Consider the following 26,983-nt stretch of genomic DNA (forward strand, 5'->3'; position numbering starts at 1 on the left):
GGTCGGACCAAAAAGGACGCGTTACGTCGTTGCTGTGCCCTATCGGGCTCGCGGCACGTGCGGGTTGCGTCAGTCGAAGCGCCAGAATTCGGCGCGGCGCAGAGATATAAGGCTAAGCGCTTGAGATTGTGATGTTCTTCCGTTCGAACAGGTATTCCCAGGCAACATAGCTATTCGAGGTCTCTGAATGTCGCTGCGGTTGATCGAGCTTATGAGCGCTGCCGTTCAGGGACCTTGCGGCACGCGTCAGCGCAGCGAGCGAGGCAGGCTCTCAGAGCTTCCGCGCCCTCCTCGATTGGGCCGTCGTTGATGATCGTTCGCGTGTCGATGTGTATGGGCAGCGGTGATACGGTCCGGCTGAGCCGGTCGAGGACTGCCGCAGTGTCTTCTCGGCCTCGCTGCGCCAAGCGTTCCGCGCGAAGCGGATCGGGGGCGGTGATGAGTAGGACGGTCACGGGAAAGCGCTCTGCGGCCTCCGGCACGACCCCTCGTGACACATTGGCGACAACGACTAGCCCGGCCTGCAGATCGGAAACGATGTCAGCCGGGATGCCGTAGCGCAGTCCATGCGCCCCCCAGGAGAGCGCGAAGTCACCGGCCGCCTCTCGCGCCGCGAAGGCGGCCTCGCCGATTGCCTCATTGCCTTCGATACCGGGCGCTCTGGTGATGACTCGGCGTACGAAGCGAAACCTAGGATCATTGCGAAGGCTAAGCGCGGCGGCGGCGAGTAGGGTGTCCTTGCCGGAACCCGAAGGCCCGACAACGAGCATGAGGTGGCCCGTCATGATATGCGGCGGCCTCCGCGCCAGACGGCCATGGGCGCCGCGAGCCCATGTTCGGTGTGGACCGCGGCCAGGTCAGCACGCAAGCCTGGCGCGATACGGCCGCGGTCGGAAAGGCCCGCGATCCGCGCGGGATTCGCCGTCACCAATGCGACAGCTTCGTGTACCGGCACGTCACCGGCAGCGAGTCTGAAGACCGCCTCCAGCAAGCTTGGCGGAACATAGTCCGACGCAAGCGCATCGACCGCGCCGGCCGTGAGCATCTCGGCGGCGGAGACGTTTCCTGAGTGGCTGCCGCCGCGCACAAGGTTCGGCGCACCCGCGATCACATCCATGCCGAGCCCATGCGCGGCGAGCGCCGCTTCGAGCCGCACCGGAAATTCGCTGACGCGGATACCGTCGGCGTGGTTTTCCGCCACTTCCTCGACAGTCTCGTCATCGTGGCTTGCAAGCACAATCGGCAGGCAGTGCAGCCGGTTGAGCATGAAGCGCCGGTTCGACGCGCGAAGTTTCCCGCGCTGTTCCTGTAGCCTTGCGATATGTGTGTCGATCTCCGTGACGGCCATCCCGCCCCTTGCACGACGGCTGCGGTAGCGCTCGACATCCGCGTATTGGCCCACGCCGGGGGTATGGTCCATCAGGCTTGCCATGCGAACCAGCGCATGATCGGCGACGCTCTCGAGTAGATCCGGCATGTCCGCTGCTGGTAGTTCGCACCGCAAGTGGAGGAAGTGACCCGCCTTCAGCAAGCGGCTCCCCGCAAGCGCTTCCAGATTGGCGACTCCTTCACGGAAGGTGCGAACCCGGTCTCCGTCATCCAAGCCAAGATCGCCGAGGCAGAGCGCGTCGAACACCGTGGTGACGGCTGCCGCCGCGCATTGGGCGTCATGTGCGAGTAGTGCCGAACGGGAGGGCCAGCGCGCGCCGGGACGCGGCTCGCTTTGGCGCTCCAGATTGTCGGTATGCAGATCGATGATTCCGGGGATCAGAAAGTCACCCACGAGATCGATCGCCGAGGGAGTCCGAGAAAATCCCTCATCGATTTCGGCGATAATACCATCACGAATGACGACGGTTCCGTCCAGCACGCCGTCCGCCAGCACAAGCCGGGCATTGGTCAGGATGATTTCGGCGAACCGGTTGGACTGGCTTGGCAGATCGAGCAGACTCTGACTCATGCGGCTTCCCGGAGGGGTGTGAGGTGGAACAGCCGGTCCGCGATGGCGTCCCGTGTGGTCATGTCGTGGACGATGGCGAGGATCGCGGTCCCGGCAGCCTTGGCTTCCGCGACAAGCTCCACAACGGCATCGCGATTGACCGCATCGAGAGACGAGGTCGGCTCATCGAGCAAAAGGATCGGGTGGTTCGGGATAAAGCCGCGCGCGAGATTCACCCGTTGTTGCTCGCCGCCTGAGAAGGTGGCCGGGGGCAGGTCGTGGAGGTGTGGCACGAGATTGAGGCGCAACAGCATGGACCGCGCCCGGAGTTTCGCCTCGTCGGGCGGCGTGCCACGCGAGGTCAGCGCTTCAGCCACGATCTCCAAGGTTGAAACGCGCGGGACAACACGCAGAAATTGGCTGACATAGCCAAGCGTATCACGCCGCACCGCCAGGACGACTCGCGGATCGGCATGCGCGAGATCGACCCAATCGCCACCGTGGCGGATCATGATTCTGCCCGTGTCCGCGCGGTAATTGCCGTAGAGGCTGCGGATGAGCGTGGATTTGCCGGTTCCAGAGGGACCGCTCAGCACGACGCATTCGCCCGCGCGAAGCGTGAGGCCGAGGTCGCGCAGCACCGGTATGGTGACGCCGCCTTGCATATGCAACGTGAAGCTTTTCCCCAGTGCTTCCGTGCGCAGAACTTCCGGATGGGCGGGCCTCATGCTTGTAGCACCGAGCTGACGAGAAGCTGCGTGTAAGGATGCTGCGGATCGTCCAGAACCTGATCGGTAAGACCGCCCTCCACGACCCGGCCGTGGCGCATCACCAGGATCCGGTCGGCCAGCAAACGCGCGACCGCGATGTCGTGCGTGACCAGCACGACGGCGATGCCAAGACGCGCCACCAATGTCCGGATAAGGTCGAGCAGTCGCGCCTGAACGGAGACATCGAGGCCGCCGGTCGGTTCGTCCATGAAGACAAGGCGAGGGTGAGTCGCAAGGGTGCGGGCAATCTGCAGCCGCTGCAGCATTCCGCCGGAGAAGGTATGCGGCATGTCGTCGATGCGCGACGGCGAAATCTCGACTTGCCGAAGCCAGTCGATGGCGCTCTCGCGGATGACGCCATAGTGGCGCGCGCCCTGGGCCATCAGCCTTTCGCCGACATTGCCGCCCGCCGACACTTCCATGCGCAGCGCGTCACGCGGGTTCTGATGCACGAAACCCCAGTCGGAGCGATGCAATGCGCGCAGCTGCGGCGCGGGCATGGCATGGACGTTATGCGCCACGCCCTCGGTGTCACGATAGGCGACCAAGCCTGCATCCGGCGCGGATCGCCCGGACAGGACATGCAGAAGGGTCGTCTTGCCAGAACCACTCTCACCGACGACCGCGAGTATTTCTCCCGGCCATAGCGTCGCGTCCACACCGTCCAGCGCCCAGATGGCGCCGAAAGAGAGGTGAAGTCCGGTTGCGGAAAGAAGGTGCTCACTCACGCCGCGGCATCCTCGTCCTGGCGCATCGACTGGCGGCCAGCGCAATAGTCGGTGTCGGAGCAGACGAAGAGGCGCCCTCCGCGATCATCCATCACAACCTCGTCGAGGTAGCTGTCACGCGCGCCACAAAGCCCACAGGCTTGGGGTGCGCGGGTCAAGCGGAAGGGATGGTCGTCGAAGTCGAGCGGCTTTACGTCGGTATGAGGCGGGATGGCGTAGATACGCTTCTCCCGCCCCGCGCCAAAAAGCTGCAGCGCCGCCATCCGGTGCATCTTCGGCGTGTCGAAGGCGGGGATCGGCGAGGGCGACATGAGGTAGCGGCCGTTCACCATCACAGGATAGTCGTAGCTTATCGAGATATGACCGTAGCGCGCGATGTCCTCATAGAGTTTGACATGCATGAGGCCATACTCGGCGAGCGCATGCATCTGACGCGTTTCGGCGCGGCTCTGCTCAAGCTTGGCAAGCGGCTCCGGCAAGGGCACCTGATAGACGATGATCTGGTCCGCCCGCAGCGGAGTTTCGGGGATCCGGTGGCGCGTCTGGATGACGCTGGCGTCCGCGGTATGCGTCGTCGTCTCGATACCGGCGGTGCGCGCGAAGAAACGGCGGATGGAGACGGCGTTGGTGGTGTCGTCGGCACCCTGGTCAATAACCTTCAGCACATCGCTCGGACCGAGAATCGCCGCTGTCACCTGAATGCCGCCGGTGCCCCAGCCATAGGGCAATGGCATCTCCCGCCCGCCGAAGGGGACTTGGTGACCGGGGATAGCGACGGCCTTCAGGATCGCGCGGCGGATCATCCGCTTGGTCTGTTCGTCGAGGTAAGCGAAGTTGTAGCCGCTCATGCCTCCGTCTCCGTTGCGACGGTCGCGGCGGTGGCGGCGGTGGCGGTCGCGCGCATTCGCCGGATGGTCTCGAGCTCGCTTTGGAAATCGACGTAATGCGGCAGTTTCAGGTGCTCGACAAAGCCCGTCGCTTCAATGTTGTCGCAATGGGACAGCACGAATTCGATGTCCTGCGCAGGCGCCGTCGCGTTCTCGCCGAGTTCTTCGGCGCGCATGGCGCGATCGACCAGTGCCATCCCCATGGCGCGACGCTCGCTATGGCCGAAACACAGGCCGTAGCCGCGTGTGAATTGCGGAGGCTCGGTTTTCGACCCAGAAAATTGGTTCACCATCTCGCATTCGGTGAGCGTGATCGTGCCGATGGTGATTGGAAAGCCGAGTTCCGGCGGTACGAGTTCCACCGCAACTTCGCCCACTCGAATTTCGCCCACAAAGGGGTGGTTGTTGCCGTAGCCTCGCTGCGTCGAATAGCCGAGGGCGAGCAGGAACCCCTCATCGCCGCGCGCCAAGGATTGCAGCCGAACGTCCCGCTCGGCCGGGAAGGCCAGAGCGTCCCGGGTGAGGTCACCGGGTTCCGCCTCCGTCGAGACGCCGGAGGGTTCGATTAGTCCCTCCTGGTCCAGCAAAGCCGTCACGCGAGGCGTGTCTTCTGAAGAAGCGGCTGCCAGCGGCAGCGGCGTCACTTCCAATGATTCCGCGGCAAGCGCGAAATCCAGTAGTCGGTGAGTGTAGTCGTAGGTCGGTCCCAGCACTTGACCGCCGGGCAGGTCCTTGTAGATCGCGGAAATTCGGCGGCGCAGAAGCATGGCGTCAGTCTCGACCGGTTCCGAGTGGGCGAAACGCGGCAACGTCGTCCGGTAAGCGCGCAATAGGAACGCCGCCTCGATGAGATCGCCCTGGGCCTGCTTGATCGCCAGCGCCGCCAAGTCAGGATCGTAACAGGAGCCTTCCGCCATCACGCGATCCACCGCGCGGCCGAGTTGGCTTGCGATCTGCGCTGTGCCGATCTCCGGCAGACTCCGGTCGCCGCGCCGGGCTCGCGCCAGCCAATCATGTGCGGCATCGATCGCTCGCTCACCGCCTTTGACCGCGACATAGGCCACGGCTCAGGCCGCCCCAATGCGGAGGCTGCGAGGCAGTCCGCAAAGCTGTTCACCGCAGCACAGGATGAGGTCGATGCCTCGCGGGAACAGCCGGTGATTGGCAGACCATTGCTTCACGAAGTCCTCGGGCAGCCCCTGCGGGGCGAACCGTGTGGGCGCTTCCAGTCCGGGACCGTAGAGGATGAGTGGTGGACCTCCCTCGAGCGCGGGAACCTGCAGGATCAGCGTTGCCGCGGTTTCAGGCGCCGCATCGCTTCCGGCTTCAAGCAAATCGAGGTTTGGCATTTCGGTGGCACAGATGAATCCGGCGCCGCCGATGGATGCGGCACGCGGTGCGCCGGAATGGAATGCGAGCCAGTCCCAGGCGCTAGCAGTCTCTCCCGCAAGCCAGACCGGCGTCGCAGCATCCGCGAGCGTGAGCAAGACCGCAGCCGTTGCCTGATCGAGCGGCGGAGCGGCGAGGACGCAGGCGATCACCGGAAGACTTCCTGGGTGTGCCATTGCATCGAGGACGGCGCGAAAGCAGGACTGTGCCTCCATGACGGGATCGGCAAAGCCAGGTGCATCCAGGGTCATGAGCGCATCGTCGCCAGTGTGAAGAAGTCGACGCGAGTCGCGGCTGCTTCGCCCGCGACTTTTCGGCGCGCCTCTTTTTGGGCCTCTGCCAGAGGGGCGACGACTGTGCGCGCCCATTCCGCGCTTTCTGTCGGATGCTGAAGGGCCGCATCCAGCGCCGCCACGAGTTCCGCGCGGCGCGGATCTCGTCCCGCAAGATAGGCGTGCCCGATCTGACCCTGCGCGTTGCGCACGGTGCAGCGGGTGACGGTCATTTCCCCGAGATTGAACGGCGCGCCGTCGCCGCCTGCGCGGCCTTGAACCATGATCAGCCCGATCTCTGGTCCGCGAAGCCGCGTATGGGCCGGCAAGGGCGCGGCCCGTGCGATGCAGTCTTCGATCCCCGCGAGAGGGGCGTTCGCAAGCACGGCCAGCCAACCTTGCCTTGCCTCGATAGCCTGGGATCCCAACACCGTGGCGTTCCTAATTCATCTAGATGTCTATACAACGCAACAAGCGCCGCGTGTCAATGCGGTCGGTGCATCATCAGGCGATCCGCTGGCGCAGGGCCGCGGATAGACGCTCCGCGCTTACGACGATGACGAAGGTCGCCACCAGCAACATCGCCACGGTCCGATACTGGAACAGGTTCATCGCGGTCAGCAGCTGGAAACCGATGCCTCCCGCGCCGACGAAGCCGAGGACGAGTGACGCGCGGATATTCTCGTCCAGACGATAGAGCGTGATGCCGGCGAGCGACGGCAGCACCGAAGGGATCACCGCGTGGCTGAAGACCGCGAGTCGACTCGCTCCCGTCATGGTCAGGGCTTCGACAGGCCCCATGTCCATGTCCTCGATGAGTTCCGCGAAAAGGCGTCCCATCATGCCGATGCTGTGGATGGCAATGGCGAGTGCGCCGGGAAACGGGCCGAGGCCGACAGCGGTCACGAAGATGAGCGCCCAGACAAGATCTGGCACCACGCGCGCCAAGGCGATCGCCATCCGTGCGAGGACATAAATGGGCCGCGCCGGAGTCGTGTTACGTGCGGCAACAAGTGCGAGTGGCACTGCGACGATCACAGCAACCGCTGTGCCGAAGATCGCAATGTCCACGGTTTCCAGCGCCGGCCAAAGGGCATCCGGCAGGCTCGCGAAATCAGGCGGCCAGGCGCGGCTCAGGATATCGGCGATTCCATGGGCGCCGGTAATGAGATCCTGCGGACGAGCATGGACGACGAAGGCCGCCTGAAGAAAGAGCGCGATGCCGGCGAAGATGACGACGAAAGACAGCGCGCTTCTTCGCTTATCCTGCCGGTGCGGCGACAGCCTCCTGCCATTATCCTCGGCAATAGCGCTCAAGCGGCTAGTCTTTGCGACGCGTCCCGTTTGACATAGAGCGCGGAAACCTCGTTGTCCCGGACATGGCGGGGCTCGTGGTTGAAGATAATCCGGCCGGCTTGCATGCCGAGAATACGGTCCGCGAAGCGCCGAGCGAGTTCAGGCTGGTGGAGGACGCAAAGCACGCCCAGCCCATCCTGATGCGCAACCCGGCGCAGCAGGGTCATCAACTCCTCGGCCGCATCCGGATCGAGGCTCGCCACAGGCTCGTCGGCGAGCAGAGCGCGCGGACGTTGCGCCAGGGCACGCGCAACCGATACGCGTTGCGCCTGCCCGCCTGACAGCGTGCCGGCGCGCTGGGGCGCGAAATGGGCTAGTCCCACCTCATCGAGGCAGGCCATGGCATGGGGCGTCTCTTGATGCGGGAGCTTGCCAAGCGCGATGCCGAGGCTGCGATGTCGCCCGAGAGTGCCGGCGAGCACATTGGCGACGACGCTCCGCCGCTTCACCAGATGCGCGCTCTGGAAGATCATCCCGAGGGCCATGCGGGCTTCGGTCAGTGTTCGGCCGGAGAGGCCGCTGATCGCTTGGCCCTCCACACGAACCTCGCCGCCGGTCGGCCGCAACATCCCGGCGATACAGCGCAGCATCGTCGATTTGCCGCAGCCATTGGCGCCGAGGACCACCACCAGCTCGCCGGGCGCGAGCGTCATGGTGGCGCCGTTCAGCGCCAGGTGCCCATCATCACGTCCACGCGCCGGGAAGCGCATGGCGAGATCGGCTACCTCGATGAGGGGTGTGCTCACGAGCCCATCTTGGCGAGGTCGAGATGCAGCACGCTCACCAAGCTGCGAATGCCGTTGAAGGCCTGATCGGTTTGAGCGACGTAGCCCTTGCCGCTAAGGCCGGTGAGCTTGACCTCGGCAGCCGGGATGCCGCTGAGGTCTAGTGTTTGCAGGATGGCGGTCAGTCTCGCCTTGTAGGCCGGCGGCAGATTGCCGCGCACGGCAATCGGGTCCTGTGGGATCGGCGCGCTGGTCCAGAGCGTGACATAGTCCTTGGGATCCCAGATTCCGGCGGTTTGCGCCGAACCGATCTCGGAGCTGTTGATCTCACCCGCTTCCACCTTGTGGTGCCTGAGCGCCTCGAAGCTCGCGGTATGGCTCCCGGCATAGATCGCCACAACGCCATGGTCGGGGTCGATGCCAACCGATTTCAAACCATAGGCTGGGAAGAGATGGCCGGAGGTGGAGGCCGGATCGGAATAGGCGAAGCTATGCCCCGCAACGCCCTTCAGCGTGGTGATCCCGGAATCCGGCCAGGTCACGATGCTGGCCGTATAGCTGTCGGGTTTCCCTTGCGCGTTTGCGTAGGTTGCGACGACCTCGGCATCGGCGATCTGGTGGGCGAGAACATAGCCGAGCGGGCCGAATTCGGCGGCGTCCAGTTTGCCGGCGCGCATCGCCTCGATGGTGGCGGTATAGCTGGTGCCGATTTCGATATCGACCGGGCAGCCAAGCCTGGCGCTGATCAGGGAGCCGATCTGGTGATACAGCGGCACGAAGGCCGCGGAGGCATCGTAAGGCACCACGCCATAGCGCAGCTTTCCGCCAGGGCAGTCGTTCGGGGCCGCGAGTGCGGTTCCGCCCATGGCCATGAGTGCCGCCAGACCATACACAGCCTTGGCAAAACCCGCCGGATGAAGTCGCTTCCGCATGATGAAAAACCCTCTCTGTTCCGGCTTGGCGGGACGCGCCCTTCTAGGAGCAAGGAGGGGAGAGGAGTTTGACATCTAGATGAATGCCGCTGAAAGCCGTTGCATGACAGGCGGAGCATCATGAGGTCGGCCGGAGTCGTGATCTGGCAGAAGATCGCCGAACTACTTGCGGCTGAGATCGCATCGGGTTCGCTGATGCCCGGGGAGCGCCTGCCACCCGAAGCGGTCCTGGCCCAGCGCTTCGGTGTGAACCGCCACACGCTAAGGCGCGCCATGGGATCACTGGCGGAAAGCGGCCTGGTGAGCGTCCAGCATGGCAGAGGCAGCTTCGTCCGGCCTGTCGCGGTGGTGGATTACCCCGTCGGATCCCGCACTCGCTTCAGCGAGGTGATCTCCGGGCAGAGCCGTTCACCGGAAGGCGAACTCCTGGGATCCCGCGAACTTCCCTCCAGCCCCGAGATTTCGGCGGCGCTTGAACTTGATGCCGACGCGCCTGTCATCCTGCTCGAGATTCTGCGGCGGGTGGATGGCGTGCCGCTGAGTGTCGTCTCCGCTCACGTGCCGGCGGAACGTTTTCGAGGAATCGACAAGGCTTTCCGCGATAGCCTCTCGATAACAGCGGCACTGCGTGCCTTCGGCGTTCTCGACTACAGGCGACGCAGCACCCGGATTTGGACGCGACTACCCAGCGCCGAGGACGCGGTTCTGCTCCGCCAGCCGTCGACGATGCCTGTGCTTGTGATGGAAGCGGTCAACGAGGATGTCGAAGGGCGGCCCATCGAATACGGCATTTCGAGAGCGTCGGGCCAGAGATTGCAGGTCGTTGTGACGCATTAATCAGTGCGAGACAGCAACATAATATCGAGAGCCACAGTAACGCAGCTCTGCGAGGGATGGGGAACTGGCTCGGTTGCTGAAGCATTAAGCAGGAATCCATAGGCGAGCACGCGAATTGTGCAGTCGTCGTCCACGAGCCCTCATTTTTCTCGAGAATCAGACTCAAAAAGCTATGATCCTTGAAAGGTCGTTCGTAGGGTCGTCCTTCAGTCGATGGCACATGGGACGCTGGCATGCGGGATCGCGCTCCGGTCGCATCAGGCTATCGTGAGTCGCGCAGCGATGATTGGGGTTTCTGAAATGGCAAATTCGAGTTCTGGCGCCGTAGCCGGAAAACAGGGCGCAAACAACCTTGATGTAACCACTCGCGGCGACGTCGATCTATTGCATTCGAAGGCGGTTGGTCTCATCGGCGTGTTGTTCCTTACGGTCACGGGTGCGGCCCCGATCACCGCCATGTTGCTGAACACGCCAATCGTGGTCGGCAATGGCAACGGCGTCGGTGCCCCTGCGGCTTTTCTGGTCGCGACCGTGATCCTTCTGATCTTCTCGGTGGGATATGCGGCGATGGCCAGAAAGGTCACCTCTGTGGGGGGATTCTACTCGTTTATCAGCCTTGGGCTTGGGCGCGAGCTAGGCATGGGGATGGGCTTCGCCTCGGTCGTCGCTTATGCGGTATTCGAGCCTTCGCTGGCCGGTGGCTTCGCTTATTTCGCCAATCTCAAGCTACACCAATTCGGTATCGACGTCGCCTGGCCCTGGCTCGCGCTGGCCATGGTTCTGCTGATCTTTGTGCTGACCTACCTAGACGTGAAGATTTCAACCGCGGTCCTGGGCGTCGCGCTTATCGCCGAGGTCGCGATGCTGCTCATTTTCGATGTCGGTGTCTTCTCGAAATCGGGACACGGCGCGACGGTGACGGGAGCGGCGATTAATCCGTTGAACGCCTTCCTCGGCTATCCGGGCAATCCATCCGCCAAGCTTGCAGCCGGGGCCGCTGGCATTGGGCTCTTTTTCGCATTTTGGTCCTGGGTCGGGTTTGAATCAGCTCCCAACTATGCTGAGGAATCCCGCAATCCGAAGCGGATTGTGCCGTTGTCGCTCTATATTTCCGTCCTGTTCCTTGGAATTCTCTACACCATCACGAGTTGGGCAGCGATCTCCGGTTACAGCACCACCGATGCATCCGTCGGTGCGGCCCAAGGCAATGCGGCGGAGTATTTTTTCACGACTTCAACCAAGCTGATCGGCCCTTGGTCGACTGCGATCATGAGCTATCTCATTCTGACCGGGTCCTTCGCCTGCGGCATGGCCTTCCACAATACGGCGTCGCGCTATCTCTACGCGCTGGGTCGTGAGAGGATCCTGCCCAAGGCCCTCGGCCGCACACACAGGCGGTTCAAGACGCCGCATATTGCGTCGCTCGTGCAAACCAGCGCCAGCATCATCATCGTCCTGCTTTTCGCGATTTTCGGTGGCACCAAGGATCCGACGACACAAGCCTATGGCGAGCTTTACGGCCTCATGGCGCTGCTCGGCACCATCATTATTCTCTTCGCCCAGGCCATCGTATCGGTCGCGATCGTAGTCTATTTCAAGCGCCAGCATCCCAATGACCATCATTGGTGGCAGACGATGCTTGCGCCCATCCTCGCCTTCCTGTCGCAGGCCTATGTCCTTTATCTCTGCCTTACCAATATGGGCTTCCTCGGCGGTGGTTTTTCATTTGCTGCCTGGATCCCGTGGATTGATGGAGGTGTCATTGTTCTTGGCATTCTTGGCGCGCTTTATCTCAAGAGCCGGGACCCATCCCGCTATGACCAGATCGGCCGCATGATCTATGAGGGCTTTCCCGAAGGTGCGGACGGGCCACTGCACGCCGCCGAGGCAAGCGCCAGGCGGTAAAGCGGAGAACTGGAAAGCCGCGAAGGCGGCCCGACAGCGGCCTTCGTCGTTTAAAGCCCGGCGAGAGACTCAGGAAGAACCTGGCCGCCATCGACAATCAGGGTCTGACCCGTGACGTAGCCGGCCTCGTCGCTCGCGAAGAACAGCGCTGCGTTGGCAATATCCTTCACTGTTCCAAGGTGCTTGAGCGGGATTGAGGCCGCCATATTCGCTATATACTCGACGCCCATGGCTTCCATCCCCTCGGTCATGATGTTGCCCGGCATCACCGCGTTGACCGTGATGCCGAACGGCGCAAGCTCAATCGCGGCCGTGCGCATAAAGCCGAGTTGACCGGCTTTGCTCGCTCCGTAATGCGACCAGCCGGAATAACCTGTGACGGGTCCGGTGATCGAGGATGTCAGAACGATCCGCCCCTTCGCCTTGGCTTTCAAGGCGGGGAGGCAAGCCGAAACGGAAAGGAAGGTGCTCCGCAAATTCGCGTTGATGACAGTGTCGAAATCCGCGGCCGTCATGACATCGAGAGTGGCGGACGGAAATATGCCGGCATTTGCACAGAGGATATCGACGCCGCCAAAGTGCTCCATGGCAGCCGCCGCCATCGCAGCGGCGCCGCCTTCGGTAGAGAGATCTGCCGCGAGAGTTTCTGCAGTACCGCCCACGCTGCTGATCTCCGCAGCTACCCGCTCTATCTCAGCCGCGGTGCGTGAGACGAGAAGGATGCGGCAGCCGACGATGCCAAACCGTAACGCAATGCCGCGTCCGATGCCGCGCCCGGCTCCGGTAACGATGACGGATCGACCGCTCAGCGGAGCGAACATGGCGGTTTTCCTTTATCCGGTGACACTCAAGAATACCGTGACAGCAGTTTCTCCGCCATCGTCAAAGCGCCTGCCGTATAGCCAGCGCCGAGTTCCTGCGCGATCGGCACCTCGGAATGTGATGCAATCCAGGCGACTAGAAGAAAACGGCGTATGGCGATGAAAATCGGCAGTTCGTCGGCATCCTCTTGCGAAAGCGGCGCGACGGAACGGTAACCGTCCACCCAGACCTCGCGCAGCTCGTCCACGATGGGTTCATGCTCAAAGAAGCTGACGGCAGCCGCGAAGTCATACAGCCGCCAGGATAGGCCGCAATCATCGAAGTCGATCACGCGCAGGTGCGGTTCATCGACGATGAGGTTTGCGAGCCGCAGATCCGCATGGATGAGACCGAAGCGTTCGGGTGAGCGGCCGAACCGCTCCAGCCGCGTGCGGATGAGCATCACGGCGCGGTCCATAAGGGTGGTTCCCGCCGCATCCAGCCCAACGCCGGCACGCCATGGACCCCAATAGGCTTGCGTCCCGAACATGCTGTCGAAGTCCCAGATCTTGCGTTGAAACCCCCCAGGCGGAATCCAACCGCGCGCGTGGCTGTGCATCCTTGCAGTCAGCGCACCAAGAGTGCGGAACCAACCGGGAAGATCGGCATCCGCGGCGGGCTCCCGACCGGGCGCGAACTCGAAGGCAACCGCACTGCGTGTCGGAAAGCCGAATAACGATGGCAGACTCTGCACGAAGGTTCCGTCTGCGCCACGCAGCGGCGCGGGCGTCTCCACGGCGCGTTCAGCCCGCAATGCCTCGATCCAATCGATCTCAGAGCGAATTTCCTGCGCCTTGTGATAGTCCAGCCTATGAACGCGCAGCACGACGGACCGGCCGGTGCCGGTGTCATCGATACGGTACGTGGCATTCTCTGAGATGTTGAGGAGGCCGATTTCTGCGTCGCTGGAAAGCGACCATGACGGCAAGGCAGCGCGAATTGCGAGGTCCAGGTCGGCAAGCACTTCCGGACCATATTGGACTGTCATCTGCCTCCGGTCACCGTCAGGGAACCGGGCGAAGTATGGTCGGCGGGCTTCTCCATTGTAAAGTCGGAGCGCGACGTCGTTCCTCGCAACAAAATGATGTAATTCACATCAAACTCGAAGACCGTCTAGCCAAAATCAATCCGCCATCATCGGAAAACGAAGAGAAATCTGGCAGATGATGCAGTGCTGGTGGTTTGAAGAGATAATTTGATTTACTTGATGACTGTTCTATGGTTCGATGCAATCGGCGACCGAGGCGCGATCTAGAAACGACAAAAGGGGAGGCCGATGAGGGCACCACAGCGCGCGGCTGTAGCCGACTGCGCGGATCGGCGCTGCGGCGGTCGCGCCGTTGAATGGATGCGCTCAAGTCGCAGCCAAGTTTCCAGTAGTCGCTATTCAAGCTCCGGTTACGACCAGCGGGTCGAAGAGCATGGTGCGTTCGGCACATTGCGAACAGAGAACGTTCCGCTGAACGATGCGGCGCATCAAGATTTCTGAGATGGAAGAGGTTTTAGGACTATGAAGATCGGAATCGTTTCGGATTCCCTCGCCAATCTGGACTTCGAGGGAATGCTCGATGCGGCCGCAGGGCTCGGCCTGAGCGGCGTCGAGGTCAATGCAGGCAACTGGTCTTCGGCGCCGCATCTGGACCTGGCAAAACTGCGCGGCGACGCAGGGGCGCGGAAGACGTTTTTGAGCGCCTTCGAGAGCCGCGGGCTAGAACTGATCGCGCTTAATGCCAACGGAAACCAGCTCCATCCCACTGATGGCGCTCGGCAGACCGCGACATTGTATGACACGGTGCGACTTGCCGGCCAGCTGGGCATCGGCAAGGTCTGCCTGATGTCCGGGCTCCCGGCTGGCGGGCCTGAGGACCGCACACCGAATTGGATCGTCTCCTCCTGGCCGCCCGAGACCGGCGCGATCTTGAAGTGGCAGTGGGAGGAGAAGCTACTTCCTTACTGGCACGATCTCGCAAAGGTCGCGAAGGAGAACGGCGTCAAGCTATGTGTTGAATTGCACGGCAACCAACTCGTCTACAACGTGCCGACGCTGCTGCGCTTGCGTGTAGAGGTCGGTCCGGTTGTGGGTGCGAACCTCGATCCGAGTCATCTCATGTGGATGGGCGCCGATCCGCATGCCGCCGTGGATGCGCTGGGAGAGGCGATCTTCCACGTGCATGCCAAGGATGTCTATCTCAACAAGGTGAAACAGGCGACGACCAGCCTGTTGGAAAACGGCTCCTTGACGGATATTCCGGCGCGGTCCTGGACGTACATCACTCTCGGCTACGGGCACGACGAATCCTGGTGGCGCGAGTTCTGCTATCGCCTCCGGATGGTCGGCTATGATGGCTGGCTTTCGATCGAGCATGAGGATGTGCTTCTTTCCCGTATGGAAGGGGCACGCCGTTCCGTACAACTCCTGAACGCGGTAGCGCCCACGGAAGTCTCCGATTTCATGTTACAGGCCGTCTGAAGGCGCGTTTCGGCGGAACTTGGGAGACCGAGGCGATGAGCGTTGCAGGAATGGTCATCGTGGGAGCGGGGGAGGCGGGGGCGCGCGCCGCGACCTCGCTGCGCGAGCGAGGGTTCACTGGGCCGGTCACGCTCATCGGAGAGGAGACTCATCTTCCTTACGAGCGGCCGCCGCTTTCCAAGCACGCGATGACATCGGAGGCGGAGCCAGAGGCCGCCTTCATCCTCGACGAGGCGCGGCTTGCAGCAAAAGGCATCGTGCATATCGCGGGCGCAGCGGTCATCGCGATCGATCGCGCTGCCCATGATGTCACCTTGGATGATGGCCGCAGCATTCCCTATGCCAAGCTGTTGCTGGCAACGGGTGCCCGCCCGCGACGGCTCACTGTTCCCGGTGCGGGCCCCGAAAATGTCCTCTACCTGCGTACTTTCGCGGATGCGCTTGCGATGCGTGCCCGGCTGGTGCCTGCCACCCGCCTTGTGGTGATCGGCGGCGGCTTCATTGGACTGGAGATCGCAGCAAGCGCCTTGGAGCGCGGATGCACGGTCACCGTCGTTGAGATGGCACCGCGCATTCTGGGCCGCGCGGTGCCAGCCGAAATCGCGGCCGTTGTCGCCGAGCGCCATGGTCGAGCCGGGATCGAGATCATCACCGGCATCGGCCTGACGCTCATCACGCGGGAGGGTAGCGTCGAGATTGTAACGCTCGCGAATGGTCGGCGGCTCGAATGCGACACCATAATCGCAGGCGTTGGCGCAATTCCGCAGACCACTCTTGCCGAAGCAGCTGGACTTGAGACGGAGAATGGCGTCCGGGTTGATGGCCGGCTTGTCACCACCGACCCTGATATCCTGGCGGCGGGCGATTGCTGTTCCTTTCCCCATCCGATCTACGATGGTCGCCGGATGCGGCTGGAGGCTTGGCGCAACGCGCAGGACCAGGGTGCGCATGCGGCAGGCTCCATGCTGGGAGGCACCGAGGAATACGACACGGTTCCATGGTTCTGGTCGGATCAGCATGACCAGACGCTGCAGATCGCCGGGATGCCCGATGAGGGCGAGATTACCGTGCTGCGCGACGTGGGTGGCGGCGGCCGGCTCTATTTCCACCTCAAGGCTGATGGCCGGCTTGTCGCGGCGAGCGGTGTCGGCCCGGTTTCCAAGGTCGCGCGCGACATCAGGTTGGCGGAGATGCTAATCCAGCGCCGTGCGCATTCTGACCCGGCCCAACTGGCGGATCCGGGCGTGAAGCTGAAATCGCTCCTCCCCTAAAGGCTGGGTGCAATCCGTCAAAGGTGAACCGGCAGGCTCATCGTTGGCCCGCCCGCGCGAAGTCGAAATTCTCGCGTCAACCAATCCACGAAGACCCTCAAACGCGGGGAGAGCTGGCGGCTGCGGGGGTAGAGCAACGTGACGGGGCTCGGCGGTGGTCGGAAATCCTCCAGGACCGCGACCAACTCGCCCAGCGCGAGGTGTCGCACGACGTGATAGCGCGGAACTTGTATCAGTCCGAGGCCAAGCTTCGCGGCGGCGACATAGGTCTCCGCACCTGCAACCGAGACTGTAGCGGGGAGCGCAACCTGGCGGAGCGCGCCGTCGAGCCTAAATTCCAGAGGAATTACGGCGCCTGTCACGGAGGAGACGAAGCCGACCATCGCATGCCCGCCGAGACCGTCTGGCGATCCAGGCGTGCCGCATCGGCTGAGGTACTCGGGGCTCGCCAGTGTCACCTCCTCAAGCAAGGCGATACGCCGACCGACCATGTCCGTATCCTGCGGCTCTCCAACGCGCAGCACGCAATCCACCCCCTCCCGCACTAAATCGACCAGACGGTCCCCTTCGCTCAGATAGAGCTGCAGGTCGGGGTATTCGGCGATAAACGCGGGCAGACCCGGCACGACGAAGTGGCGTGCCAGCGTGCCGTGGATATCGACGCGCAGCAGGCCGCGTGGCTTGGCATCCCGGAACCCCGCCTCTGCGTCTTCTAGATCGGCGAGCAGGATCAGACAGCGCTTGTAATAGGCTTCGCCGTCCAGAGTAGGGCTCACGTGGCGGGTGGTCCGTTGCAGAAGCCTTACGCGAAGGCGCGTCTCGAGCTGCTTGACGGCCTCGGTAACTGTTGACCGCGGCAGGCTGAGGTCTTCGGCCGCCCGTGTGAAGCTCTGTCGCTCCACGATGCGGATGAAGACCCGCATCGCCTCATACCGGTCCATGCGGCCCCTCATTGTTCGTCTTGCTGAATGGTGTAGCTCGAAATCGCCTGATTATCCGGCCAAGGCGTCGCGCTAATGCTTTCCACCCCTCGGACGGGGCGAAGAAACAGGGAGAGCGGCATGACCCAGCAGACAAATAAAGTAGCAATCGTGACCGGGGCGTCGCGTGGTATCGGCGCGGCCGTGGCCGAAAGGCTCGCTTGGGACGGCTTTACCGTGGTGGTGAACTATTCCGGCCAGGCCGCGCCCGCCGAGGCGGTGGTTCGCAAGATCGAAGAGGCAGGCGGCCGGGCTCTGGCAGCGCTTGCCGACGTCAGCGACCCCCAGGCCGTGCGCCGTTTGTTCGATACAGCGGAAACCGCACTCGGCGGAGCGGACATTTTGGTCAACAATGCCGGTATCATGACCCTGTCGAGCCTCGCGGATACCGAGGATGCAGCTTTCGATCGACAGATCGCCGTTAATTTAAAGGGAACCTTCAACACCCTGCGCGAGGCCGCCAAACGGTTGCGAAACGGCGGGCGCATCATCAATTTTTCTTCGAGCGTCGTCGGCCTGCTTCAGCCGACCTATGGAGTCTATGCCGCCACCAAGGCGGCCGTGGACGCGATGACGAGCATCCTGGCCAAGGAACTCCGCGGCCGGGACATCACGGTGAACGCGGTCGCTCCCGGCCCGACCGCCACCGACCTGTTTCTCCACGGAAAATCTCAGGAACTGGTCGATCGGCTGGCAAGGCTTGCGCCGCTGGAGCGACTGGGCGAGCCCACCGACATCGCGGCGGCCGTTTCCTTCCTCGCGGGTCCGGATGGTAGCTGGATCAATGGTCAAATCCTGCGCGCCAATGGTGGCATCATCTAATCGCGCTCCCCGTTGCTGGCGTTATCGCGAGCCAATCTCGTCGAGAGAGGCGGGACGGCCTTGCGGCCGGAGGCGACGCGCCCTATTAGAACGGCGTCAGCCTGTTGTTGATCAGGTCCGTAATTCGTCCGCTGCAAGCGTCGAACCCGGTTCCCCAGTCCTATCACCGAGGTCGGCCCGTCTGTGCGAGAGCGCATAGGCGGAATTTATCGCATGGAGTGGCACATGGCTAAGGGTACGGTTAAGTGGTTCAACGCGCAGAAGGGCTACGGCTTTATTCAGCCTGACGATGGTTCCAAGGACATCTTCGTTCATATCTCCGCGCTCGAGCGTGCGGGAATGGCGACTTTGTCGGATGGGCAGAAGCTGTCCTTCGACATTGAGCAGGGCCAGGGCGGGAAAAGCTCCGCCGTCAATCTTGTGACTAGCTAATACGCCTGAGACACGGGCTGAGAATGCGCGCCAGCGCGCATTCTCACGCTCGAGTTTGTTTCTATGATGAGACTCATCCCAATAAGCCGATCGACCCGCAGCAAGCATGTCCGCTCCTGAGGCCGTATCGGATGTGACGGCCGCCGATAACACTGCATGGCGGCTGATGGTGGCGCCATATCTGAAGCCTGACGCGCGCCGCGCGCTGGTTCAGTTGTTGACCACAGTTTTGCCCTTCCTTCTCGTCGTCGCCGGAATCCTAACAGCGCTCGATCACGGCATTCTGCTCGGGCTGCTGTTGTTCCCCCTTGGCGCGGTGCTGCTGGTGCGGTTGTTCATGTTCCAGCATGACTGTGGGCATGGCTCGTTCTTCTCATCGCGCTGGGCAAACGATCTCCTTGGCTGGATGCTCGGGGTGCTGACCTTGACGCCTTACACGGTCTGGCGGGGTAGCCATGCTGTGCATCACGCCAGCGCGGGAAACCTTGATCGGCGCGGCGTGGGCGATGTTTCGACCCTGACCGTCGTGGAATACGCGGCCCTGTCGGCGCGAGGGCGCTTGGCCTATCGGCTCTACCGTCATCCGCTGGTGATGTTCGGTATCGGGCCGGCCTGGCTCTTTCTCATTCGCCATCGTATTCCGAGCGGCGGCCCACGCCGCCATTGGCGGAACTGGCTCAGCGTCATGGGCACCAATGCCGCGATCGGCGCTGTGCTGGGCACCTTGGCGCTTACTTTAGGACCGATTCCGGCGGTGCTCGGATGTTTGCCGGTCCTACTGCTGGCCGCCACGATAGGCGTTTGGCTCTTCTATATCCAGCATCAGTTCGAAGACGCCTATTGGGAGCGTCGCCCAAACTGGGATTTTCGGGCCGCCGCCCTGCAGGGTGCGTCCTTTTATGACCTTCCGCCGGCGCTGCATTGGATCACCGGCAATATCGGCTTCCATCACATCCATCATCTATCCAGCCGCATTCCGAATTACCGGCTCCGCGAGTGTCACGAGGCGAATCCTGAATTCCATTCGGTCCCCCGGTTGACGCTGCGTGACAGTCTGAAATGCGCGCGGCTGGCGCTTTGGGACGCGGAGCATCGGAAGATGCTGCCATTCCGGAGCCTGAGATCGAGTGCTCCCGCCGCGGATTAGCCTCCCCCGCGCCACGCGCCGATGCCTTCACTCAATGCGAGGTGTCAGCCAAAGGGTTGCTCCTCCAAGAACCGCCGGAGCGTGTTGAGCGTGATGCGGGAGACGTTGTTCTCATAGCCGTGGCTGGGAAGCGATCCGATCCAGGCAATGGATCCCGTTGCGAAGATCGCGCCGCCTGAGGGTGTTTCGGCGAAGGTGAGGTCGGCGCGCACGCGTTCGTTCTGGTCACCACCGAGATTCGGCTGGGTCGCGGTAAATTCCTCGTTGACGAGAAGCATCAGCGCCCCGTGCCCCTCGGAGGAAGCAAGACGCAGGATGTTTGGCGGGGAGCCCAGCAGTCGATTGATGCAGTCGAGCTCGATACCAGCAGCGCCGCCGCCGATCAGGCCGAAGTCGCCGATGATCTCATCTGGAACGCCATCGAAGATGAAGCTTACACGGGGGTTTTCCGCGTCCGGAGCACGTCGGTAGTAGGACGAGACGTTGAAGCCCTGAGCCACGAAACCGATGCCGGCCATCATATTCGGCGGGCGCCCGCACCGCCGCCAAAGGCCGCCATATTCGCCGTTGAAGGAATGATAATATTCGCCGGGGTCGGCTTCCCATGACCGGATGCCGTCCTCAGCCCGCCGTACCTCGATGACGCCCGGCAGATCATCATGGAAGGCAATGCGCCAGTACCAGCCATTGCCGCCCATATACATGAGGCGGCCACCGCGATCGAGCCAGGCCTTCATCGCGTCCCACATCTGGGTCGAATGATATTCGGGATGCGAGCCCGTCATTACCACGCGGTAGTCTTTCAGAAGTTCGTAGCCCTCATGGTGCAAATCCTCATCCGTGATGACGTCGTAATCGACGCCATGATGGGCAAGCCAGCCGAACAAATGCGTATCGGCATTATATTGATAGAGGCTGGAACCGTCACCGCCGAGCCAGGAGTGATAGCGCGGTGCGCAATTGATATTTGGACGAACCCGGCTGGAATAGCAGATACCCGACCCGTCGGCATGCTTGTCATAGAGGGAGTGGCCAAGCTCCGGATGGTCGTAGAGATAGACATCCTGATGCCCAAAATGCAGCAGCCGTCCCATCATTCGCTCGACGCCGCGCACCGTGATGTGCTCGCCGTGATTGGCATAGGCCATGTAGGAGGCCGTTGGCGCCAGGAACGCGAGTTTTGGCCTGTTCTTGCGGGCCGTGGCGGCACGAGGCGGGCGAATGAAAAAGGGGATGTAAGTTTCCCGCATTGCGTCGTGGGTGTTTTCGCCGCACCGCAGATGCAGCGCATAGGCGCCGCTGCGCGCATCCTCCGGCACGGACCAGGTGATGTCGGCCGGCCAGCCGGCGTCATAGAGGTCGTCCTCATGGAAATGGACGGCGCCATATTCGGCCGGGGCCGTCTGCCAGCTATGATGGGTCCCCGTCCAATGGGGTCCGCGCATGCCGCGTGCCGGCAGGTTCACAAGGACACCGGTCCGGCGAAGTGGGCTCCGATCGGTGACCCGGATTGTCCTGATGCCGTCCGAGAAGTCCCAGGCGCCGAGCGCGGTGGCGGCGAGCATCGGGGAGAGAGCGGCGACATCAGCGGCGGCAAGAGAGACCGCGTCATGGAAACCCTCGAACAGAGCCGGTCCGTCAATTTTGCCGTTGAAATGCTCGCCGACTGTGCCGTCAGCCATAGAGGCTCCGGCAAAAGTTAGACTGCCCGTCGTCACGCCGAGCACCGCGTTCAAGGCGCCTTCACGATACCCGCTATCGAAAACGCCAGCATCTGCTTGCAGCGCTTGCTGTGAGAGGTGGAAGCGGCCGACCACCAAATCTACTGCAAAAGAAATCACGTACCATTTGCGATCCAGCATTCTCGCATCGAGACTTTCCTCGACCACGCTGCCCATTCCATCGCCGATCGCGAGGCTGAGCCGACCTTCGCTGGCGGTGAGCTTGAAACCCGCGCCTCGTTCCGCATCCCAATGGGCCGCCACGACCTGAGAGTAGCGCGCGGTGAGTGTCGGCCATACCACCGCGCGAAAGCTGAAGGCAGCATAGGCGGCGAGGGGAGGGAAGCCTTCCACCAGCATGAAGGAGCCGGCATCCGCTCGCTTCACCGATCCCGGATAATGCCCATCGACCTCGCTTGGCAGATGAGGAAGGTCGAGGCCAGGGCCATTCGGGTTGCTATCGCCATTGAGCACGCGGACGAGACGTGCCTCATAGGCTTCGCCTTCCTCGAGCGAGATGTGAAAAGCGATCTTCTCTCCGGGCGCGACGCTGTAGCGATCGGGATAGCCTACGATCTTGAGCATGAGGCAGTCCTACGCGTTCTCGGGTGATTTGAGCGGCAGGTTGATGTCTTCGCCCGTGGCGGCGCGCCACCGGCGGCGAAAGATCTCCCATTCCGCCTCGTCGCGATTGGTGAAAATAGGGCTGTCCTCGAACACCAGCGGTTCCCGCCGGTCCGCCGGCATCTCCCCGATCTGCCATTCAGCGAATGGCTTGCGGCAAAAGAGCACGATCTGCCGTCCACTTGGATCGTAACGCAGCGTGTTGAGGACGCGCATGAGGCCGGGGCTATGGTTACCCACCGGATTGCGGCGAAACTCTTCGATGAAGACTCGATCTGAGTCAGGATCGATCTTGTATCTCATCTCGCCCTCCAGCTTGTGCGGAACGGAGAAGCCCGTAATACGCCGCCGTTGGGCCAGCCGTTCCAACGCGCCGATGCCTTCACATCACACCACAAAGCCGCGATCGCCCTCAAGTCCACCTGGCATTACGATCAGAAAAAAGCGACCGGCCGCAAGGGGGAGCCCGATCCATTCTGGATCGGCAGAGGCGCCGCGAAGAGGAAGCAGCTGCGTGGCAACTGCTCCAGCCGCGCCACGCATTCCAGGATAAGGATTCCCTGCGGTAGCCAGTGCCGGTCGTGGCCGGGTGCATCGCCCCATTTGTTGTCGACGCCAGCCATTTCGCAAGCGATGGTATCAGCACCGACGGCGCGCACACCACGTTCGCGAAACAGCTTCGCAACGTCCTCGTTCATACCGGGCTGATTGCGCGCATAGAAATGGGCGCGCGCATCGACGGCCCAGAAGCGCTTGAGCCAACCGAAATTCACCAATGCAATCTCGTCCTGATCAACGGGTGCGCCATGGCGGCTCTCATAATCGAGCACGTCCTGACAGGTGAGCAACTCACCCGGCTTCCAGTCGCGATCTGAGAAGTCGTAGACACGCGCGGTGGTGATGAGCCGATCGACCGGAATCGTCTCGATCGTCTCGTTCATGCGGTCCGCATGGATATGAGCGGGCGCATCGACATGGCAGCCGGTGTGCTCGGCGAGAGAAAGAGTCTGGCAGTAATAGCCGTCGCGCGCGTGAATGACCGTGGGATCGATCACCATATGAGGGTGGGTAGGAAATTTGGGCACGCCCCGTTCAAGCTTCGGCGCCAGATCCACACTACGCATCTGTCGGATCAGGCTGCCCAGGGCAGCAACGTGAGAATCGGTCATGAATTAGTGTCCTAATCTGTGCAATGCCTCGTCTTGGGCCGAAACCGGGAACTCGTGCGCCTTCCGCCTGCGCCATGAGCATGACTCGGTTGTGGCCTAATCCTAGGTAACGATACGCGGAAGCGTTGCAAACTAGGGCGGACCGCAGAAGGCGGGCGAGACTGACAAGATGGAAGGCGTGCCCGGTTCCATGTATACCCAAATTCGTCCCCGGCCTGAAAGTGCTCCCGTGGCCGAGGTCGAAGCCGCTCTCGATGACGCAGGATTTGCCTTTGCACCCGCCGCAACGATGCACCAGGCTCTCGGGGCAATCGATCCGGAAGAGTGGGAGGATTTTGCTCGGAGTTGGAACGACCTCGGCGACGATCGCTATATGGCGGATGGCGGGCGATACCGCCGCCGGCGATTTGCCGCGTTCAATGGCTCAGCTCAGGGTTTCGAGCGTAAGCCTCATCAGCCGCACTATCAAAGCCGCGAGTTCAATCCACTCAATGGCGGTAAAGACCGATGGTTTGAGCCAGTCACTGACGCGATCGCAACGCACAGGTTAACGCAGGACATTTTTCGCGCCAGCGAGGCGCTGTTTACTCGACTCACCCCCGCGCCCCTGAGACCCGAAGCCTGGCACGTTGAAATGCACCAATTTCGGGTTGAAGCGCATCCGGACAATGCCGGCCGTCCGACGCCCGAAGGACTTCATCGAGACGGCGTGGACTGGGCATTGGTCGTGTTATTGCGCCGTCAGAACTTGATCGGCGGCGAAACCGAGATCGTGGATTTGCAACGCTCTCTCGTGGGACGCTTCGCGCTCGAAAGGCCGTTGGATTCCGCTTGGTTCGATGACAGCCGCGTCTATCACGGGGTAACGGCTATTCTTCCGCTAGACCCGTTGCGTCACGCCTTTCGGGATGTGCTAATCATAACCTTTAGTCGCGTAGCGAGACATTCATGGCACGCCTGAGCGTCAACCTTAACAAGATCGCCCTGTTGCGGAATGCCCGCCGTACCGGTGTGCCCGATATTGGCCATTTCGCCAGACTGGCACATGCAGCAGGAGCGCACGGGCTGACGGTTCATCCTCGACCGGATGAACGCCATATCCGGCGAGACGATGTCTTTGCTCTTGCCGAGTTGATGCGCGGCTGGCGACCGGGCTTCGAGTTGAATATTGAGGGCTATCCGGACAAAGCGTTCCTCGACCTCGTCAGCGTCGTGCGGCCCGAGCAATGCACTCTGGTCCCCGATGCGCCGGGCGTCCTTACGTCCGAGGAAGGTTGGCGGTTGGATGAGACGCAGCTGCAAATCGTCCAGGAGGCCTCGAAAACACTGCGGTCCATCGGTTCGCGGGCTATCGTATTTGTAGATGCGGAGCCGTCGATAGCGCAGCGCGCGCGCGATGCCGGTGCGCATGGGATTGAAATCTACACCGGCCATTATTCCGCGGCATTTCGCGAGGGTCGTCCCGCCGATTGCTTGGCCGCGTGCGCGGCTGCGGCTGAAGAGGCGATCAAGCTGGGGCTAGTCGTTAATATCGGACATGATCTGAACCTTGAAAATCTACCCGCCCTCGTCGCTGCGGCGCCGCGGATCAGTGAGGCTTCAATAGGGCACGAACTCACAGTCGATGCCCTGCTCATGGGATGGACGGCGGCGATCACCGCCTATCGCGAAGCGCTGGAAATCAAGCATTGAGTAGGGCGGAAGGCCGAGGGGCTTTATCCTGGGCCCGACATAGCGTTCCCGGATTGGCGGTGCTCGGCCAGACATTTTCAGACACATGTTCGAGGTGGCGATAGCGGCGCCCTGCATTAGTCGTCGCTTTACCAAGAAGTGCCTTGATGGCAGTTTCCGGCCGGTCAATGATCGGCCGCGCAACCCAAGGCTGAGCTACTCCAATCGCCACAGGACGAAAAATGCCGCGGACATGGCCAAGCCTTACGATCGTCGCCGTGCTGGCGATTGCAGGCCCGACCTGCGCCTCCGCACACTCTCCCGGCCCGCGCGGCGCCCCCCCTCACTATGAGAAGACCTATTACATCCAGCCGTCACAGGTCGATCTCAACGATCTGCTCGCGCCTCCGCCCGCGCTCGGTTCACCCGAGGAAAAGGCCGACCTGAATTCCGTTATGCAAGCGCAGAAAGATCGCGATGCTGACGACGTGGTCGATGCCGAGGCCGACCATGAGCGTTCAGTCTTCCGCTTTACCGATGTCATGGGGCCCAGCTTCAAGACCGAGAAGCTGCCCTTCACGACCCAATTTTTCCTTCGCGTATTCTCCGACGAAGCCAAGGTCGTGACCGTGACCAAGGCTCACTTCGCCCGGCTCCGCCCCTTCATGGTGGATTCGAGCCTCATGCCGATCGTGTCTCCGAAAGCCACTCCTTCTTACCCCAGCGGCCACACGACCTTTGCCTATGTGACCGCTATCCTGCTGGCCAAAATGGTCCCGGAACATGCCGTAGAGATCTTCCGGCGCGCGGCGACCTATGGCCAGAACCGTGTCGTCGCTGGAGCGCATTTTCCGACCGATGTCGAAGCGGGCCGGATCGCTGGCACCGTCATCGATAGCGTTTTTCTTCATCAGCCAAGGTTCTTGACGGATTTCAGGATCGCCCGCGCGGAAACGCGCAAGGTCCTCGGCCTTCCTCCAATCATTGACGCCGGCGGACAGTAGCGGCCGTCGGACCAACAGACTCAGGCGGCCAGATTCTCGAGCCAGTCGGCGGCTCGCGCCTCGGCGCCTGAGGGCAGAGGCACTGTGGAATCAAGCAGCCAGTGGACGATATCCCGAGTCACCACCGCTCCAGCGAGGTCACGCTGTAGCAAGTGAAATCCGCCGGGATAAAAGGCAAACACCCGGTTTCGAGCATTTGTCTTTTGCTCGATTTTCCAGCAGGCCGCCATGGCCCGCTGCGGAACCAGTTGGTCCTTGCCGCCATAGAGGAACAGGGCCCGAGCGTTATTCCTGCCAGCTGCCTCCAAGGCCGAGTCCATCAAGTCGGCCAAGCCCTTCAGGCAATCGATCCGGGCCGAGCGTCGGGCGAGCCCAGGACCGGCCACGGCCCGCAACGCCGCCTCATTGTTGCTCGGCCGCAAGCCCAGAGCAGTTGCACTCAGTCGCATCCACGGCACCGTCTTATGCGCCAGCCAAAGCGACAACCGGTAGCCAACGGCCATTTCGCGCCGGCCCCAGACAGCGGGAGCGCTGAAAATATAACCATCGACCTTTAGTTGCTTGTGGGCCGCCGCGAGGACCATGAGCACGGCCGCTCCCATGCTCTCTCCGGCCAGGTAGAGACGAGCCCGCGGAAAACGCGCGCGGGTCTGGGCCATCATGGCGAGAGCGTCCTTCACCATGACTTCCGTGCCGTGCCACTTCTCGCGACCAGACGCCGCTCCGAATCCTCTCTGGTCCGGGGCGATCACCGCTATTCCGGCGTCCACGAATAAGCCCGACGGAATCTCCCAGGCATCGGCGCTGTCATTGATGCCGTGCAGGGCGAGCACCACGACGGCCGGTTCGCAGGGCGGTAGCCATTCACGATACGGCAGGAGGGCGCCATCCGGCATTACGAACACGCCGTCTGTCAGCCTGAGCGGTCTGGTGGCCGCGTGGCCGCGCACAAAAACACTGACCCGTCCGCGAAGAGCCTTGCCGGGAGACATCCAAGATCGCCGGCGCCTGAGCGCCGATCCATTTTGCCGGGAGACCAGATTCATGATGCCTACCGGCTACCATCGTGCT

The 26,983-nt window shown here is 62.3% G+C and carries 28 protein-coding genes; 10 read left to right on the top strand and 18 right to left on the bottom strand.

What is annotated here, in order from left to right; genetic code table 11:
• Positions 1–209: 209 nt before the first annotated feature.
• The 11 genes from phnN to GSQ83_RS23940 form a co-directional block, all read right to left on the bottom strand.
• Positions 210–785, bottom strand: a complete 576-nt coding sequence (gene phnN / locus GSQ83_RS23890; RefSeq protein WP_158805378.1) for a phosphonate metabolism protein/1,5-bisphosphokinase (PRPP-forming) PhnN — start codon at positions 783–785, stop codon at positions 210–212.
• Positions 782–1,960, bottom strand: coding sequence for an alpha-D-ribose 1-methylphosphonate 5-triphosphate diphosphatase (locus GSQ83_RS23895; RefSeq protein ID WP_158805379.1), 1,179 nt, complete (start codon positions 1,958–1,960; stop codon positions 782–784). The genes phnN and GSQ83_RS23895 overlap by 4 nt, the downstream gene beginning before the upstream one ends.
• Positions 1,957–2,667: a phosphonate C-P lyase system protein PhnL gene (gene phnL, locus GSQ83_RS23900; RefSeq protein ID WP_158805380.1), complete on the bottom strand. Its 711-nt coding sequence runs from the start codon at positions 2,665–2,667 to the stop codon at positions 1,957–1,959. The genes GSQ83_RS23895 and phnL overlap by 4 nt, the downstream gene beginning before the upstream one ends.
• Positions 2,664–3,437 (bottom strand): phosphonate C-P lyase system protein PhnK, encoded by a 774-nt coding sequence (gene phnK / locus GSQ83_RS23905; protein WP_158805381.1) that lies wholly within the window; start codon positions 3,435–3,437, stop codon positions 2,664–2,666. The genes phnL and phnK overlap by 4 nt, the downstream gene beginning before the upstream one ends.
• Positions 3,434–4,285, bottom strand: coding sequence for an alpha-D-ribose 1-methylphosphonate 5-phosphate C-P-lyase PhnJ (locus GSQ83_RS23910; RefSeq protein ID WP_158805382.1), 852 nt, complete (start codon positions 4,283–4,285; stop codon positions 3,434–3,436). The genes phnK and GSQ83_RS23910 overlap by 4 nt, the downstream gene beginning before the upstream one ends.
• Entirely contained in the window at positions 4,282–5,388 is a 1,107-nt protein-coding gene (locus GSQ83_RS23915; protein WP_158805383.1) for a carbon-phosphorus lyase complex subunit PhnI, read from the bottom strand. The genes GSQ83_RS23910 and GSQ83_RS23915 overlap by 4 nt, the downstream gene beginning before the upstream one ends.
• A gap of 3 nt (positions 5,389–5,391) precedes the next feature.
• Complete coding sequence (phnH, locus tag GSQ83_RS23920) at positions 5,392–5,964, bottom strand: phosphonate C-P lyase system protein PhnH (RefSeq protein ID WP_216850541.1); 573 nt, start codon at positions 5,962–5,964, stop codon at positions 5,392–5,394.
• Positions 5,961–6,416 (bottom strand): phosphonate C-P lyase system protein PhnG, encoded by a 456-nt coding sequence (gene phnG, locus GSQ83_RS23925; RefSeq protein WP_371418066.1) that lies wholly within the window; start codon positions 6,414–6,416, stop codon positions 5,961–5,963. The genes phnH and phnG overlap by 4 nt, the downstream gene beginning before the upstream one ends.
• 73 nt (positions 6,417–6,489) lie before the next feature.
• Positions 6,490–7,302: a phosphonate ABC transporter, permease protein PhnE gene (gene phnE / locus GSQ83_RS23930; protein WP_216850542.1), complete on the bottom strand. Its 813-nt coding sequence runs from the start codon at positions 7,300–7,302 to the stop codon at positions 6,490–6,492.
• Positions 7,299–8,087: a phosphonate ABC transporter ATP-binding protein gene (locus tag GSQ83_RS23935; RefSeq protein ID WP_216850543.1), complete on the bottom strand. Its 789-nt coding sequence runs from the start codon at positions 8,085–8,087 to the stop codon at positions 7,299–7,301. The genes phnE and GSQ83_RS23935 overlap by 4 nt, the downstream gene beginning before the upstream one ends.
• Complete coding sequence (locus tag GSQ83_RS23940; RefSeq protein WP_158805384.1) at positions 8,084–8,998, bottom strand: phosphate/phosphite/phosphonate ABC transporter substrate-binding protein; 915 nt, start codon at positions 8,996–8,998, stop codon at positions 8,084–8,086. The genes GSQ83_RS23935 and GSQ83_RS23940 overlap by 4 nt, the downstream gene beginning before the upstream one ends.
• Before the next feature lie 120 nt (positions 8,999–9,118).
• On the opposite strand from GSQ83_RS23940, the gene phnF reads away from it, so the two are divergent.
• Positions 9,119–9,835 (top strand): phosphonate metabolism transcriptional regulator PhnF, encoded by a 717-nt coding sequence (gene phnF, locus GSQ83_RS23945; protein WP_158805385.1) that lies wholly within the window; start codon positions 9,119–9,121, stop codon positions 9,833–9,835.
• Positions 9,836–10,135: 300 nt separating this feature from the next.
• On the top strand, positions 10,136–11,740 hold the full coding sequence (locus GSQ83_RS23950) for an APC family permease (protein WP_158805386.1): 1,605 nt from the start codon (positions 10,136–10,138) through the stop codon (positions 11,738–11,740).
• Positions 11,741–11,790: 50 nt separating this feature from the next.
• On the opposite strand, the gene fabG is transcribed toward GSQ83_RS23950, so the two are convergent.
• Together fabG and GSQ83_RS23960 are read right to left on the bottom strand one after the other, a co-directional pair.
• On the bottom strand, positions 11,791–12,561 hold the full coding sequence (fabG, locus tag GSQ83_RS23955; protein ID WP_158805387.1) for a 3-oxoacyl-ACP reductase FabG: 771 nt from the start codon (positions 12,559–12,561) through the stop codon (positions 11,791–11,793).
• 26 nt (positions 12,562–12,587) lie between these two features.
• Positions 12,588–13,589 (bottom strand): phosphotransferase enzyme family protein, encoded by a 1,002-nt coding sequence (locus tag GSQ83_RS23960; RefSeq protein WP_158805388.1) that lies wholly within the window; start codon positions 13,587–13,589, stop codon positions 12,588–12,590.
• 522 nt (positions 13,590–14,111) lie between these two features.
• Between GSQ83_RS23960 and GSQ83_RS23965 the strand changes: the two genes are divergently transcribed.
• Together GSQ83_RS23965 and GSQ83_RS23970 are read left to right on the top strand one after the other, a co-directional pair.
• Positions 14,112–15,071 carry a sugar phosphate isomerase/epimerase gene (locus tag GSQ83_RS23965; protein ID WP_158805389.1) on the top strand — a complete coding sequence of 320 codons (960 nt, stop codon included), beginning with the start codon at positions 14,112–14,114 and terminating at the stop codon, positions 15,069–15,071.
• A gap of 35 nt (positions 15,072–15,106) precedes the next feature.
• Positions 15,107–16,342: an NAD(P)/FAD-dependent oxidoreductase gene (locus tag GSQ83_RS23970; protein ID WP_174246734.1), complete on the top strand. Its 1,236-nt coding sequence runs from the start codon at positions 15,107–15,109 to the stop codon at positions 16,340–16,342.
• 17 nt (positions 16,343–16,359) lie between these two features.
• Here GSQ83_RS23970 and GSQ83_RS23975 read toward each other — a convergent pair whose 3' ends face one another.
• Complete coding sequence (locus GSQ83_RS23975) at positions 16,360–17,283, bottom strand: LysR family transcriptional regulator (protein ID WP_158805390.1); 924 nt, start codon at positions 17,281–17,283, stop codon at positions 16,360–16,362.
• A gap of 120 nt (positions 17,284–17,403) precedes the next feature.
• On the opposite strand from GSQ83_RS23975, the gene GSQ83_RS23980 reads away from it, so the two are divergent.
• The 3 genes from GSQ83_RS23980 to GSQ83_RS23990 all read left to right on the top strand — a co-directional run bounded on the left by GSQ83_RS23980 (position 17,404) and on the right by GSQ83_RS23990 (position 19,723).
• On the top strand, positions 17,404–18,144 hold the full coding sequence (locus tag GSQ83_RS23980; RefSeq protein WP_158805391.1) for an SDR family oxidoreductase: 741 nt from the start codon (positions 17,404–17,406) through the stop codon (positions 18,142–18,144).
• 225 nt (positions 18,145–18,369) lie between these two features.
• Entirely contained in the window at positions 18,370–18,576 is a 207-nt protein-coding gene (locus GSQ83_RS23985; protein WP_158805392.1) for a cold-shock protein, read from the top strand.
• A gap of 106 nt (positions 18,577–18,682) precedes the next feature.
• Positions 18,683–19,723 (top strand): fatty acid desaturase, encoded by a 1,041-nt coding sequence (locus GSQ83_RS23990; RefSeq protein WP_158805393.1) that lies wholly within the window; start codon positions 18,683–18,685, stop codon positions 19,721–19,723.
• Positions 19,724–19,767: 44 nt separating this feature from the next.
• Here the strand turns inward: GSQ83_RS23990 and GSQ83_RS23995 are convergent, their stop codons facing one another.
• The 3 genes from GSQ83_RS23995 to GSQ83_RS24005 form a co-directional block, all read right to left on the bottom strand.
• Positions 19,768–22,029: a N,N-dimethylformamidase beta subunit family domain-containing protein gene (locus GSQ83_RS23995; protein ID WP_158805394.1), complete on the bottom strand. Its 2,262-nt coding sequence runs from the start codon at positions 22,027–22,029 to the stop codon at positions 19,768–19,770.
• Between the two features lie 9 nt (positions 22,030–22,038).
• On the bottom strand, positions 22,039–22,437 hold the full coding sequence (locus GSQ83_RS24000; RefSeq protein WP_216850544.1) for a hypothetical protein: 399 nt from the start codon (positions 22,435–22,437) through the stop codon (positions 22,039–22,041).
• Positions 22,438–22,502: 65 nt separating this feature from the next.
• Positions 22,503–23,237 (bottom strand): cyclase family protein, encoded by a 735-nt coding sequence (locus GSQ83_RS24005; protein ID WP_158805396.1) that lies wholly within the window; start codon positions 23,235–23,237, stop codon positions 22,503–22,505.
• Positions 23,238–23,427: 190 nt separating this feature from the next.
• On the opposite strand from GSQ83_RS24005, the gene GSQ83_RS24010 reads away from it, so the two are divergent.
• The 3 genes from GSQ83_RS24010 to GSQ83_RS24020 all read left to right on the top strand — a co-directional run bounded on the left by GSQ83_RS24010 (position 23,428) and on the right by GSQ83_RS24020 (position 25,912).
• Entirely contained in the window at positions 23,428–24,198 is a 771-nt protein-coding gene (locus GSQ83_RS24010) for a 2OG-Fe dioxygenase family protein (RefSeq protein WP_158805397.1), read from the top strand.
• On the top strand, positions 24,186–24,929 hold the full coding sequence (locus tag GSQ83_RS24015; protein ID WP_158805398.1) for a pyridoxine 5'-phosphate synthase: 744 nt from the start codon (positions 24,186–24,188) through the stop codon (positions 24,927–24,929). The genes GSQ83_RS24010 and GSQ83_RS24015 overlap by 13 nt, the downstream gene beginning before the upstream one ends.
• 221 nt (positions 24,930–25,150) lie before the next feature.
• Complete coding sequence (locus GSQ83_RS24020; protein WP_158805399.1) at positions 25,151–25,912, top strand: phosphatase PAP2 family protein; 762 nt, start codon at positions 25,151–25,153, stop codon at positions 25,910–25,912.
• Positions 25,913–25,932: 20 nt separating this feature from the next.
• On the opposite strand, the gene GSQ83_RS24025 is transcribed toward GSQ83_RS24020, so the two are convergent.
• Entirely contained in the window at positions 25,933–26,904 is a 972-nt protein-coding gene (locus GSQ83_RS24025; RefSeq protein ID WP_158805400.1) for an alpha/beta fold hydrolase, read from the bottom strand.
• Positions 26,905–26,983 lie beyond the last annotated feature (79 nt).

The organism is Acidisoma sp. L85 (assembly GCF_009765865.1).
Classification (GTDB): domain Bacteria; phylum Pseudomonadota; class Alphaproteobacteria; order Acetobacterales; family Acetobacteraceae; genus Acidisoma.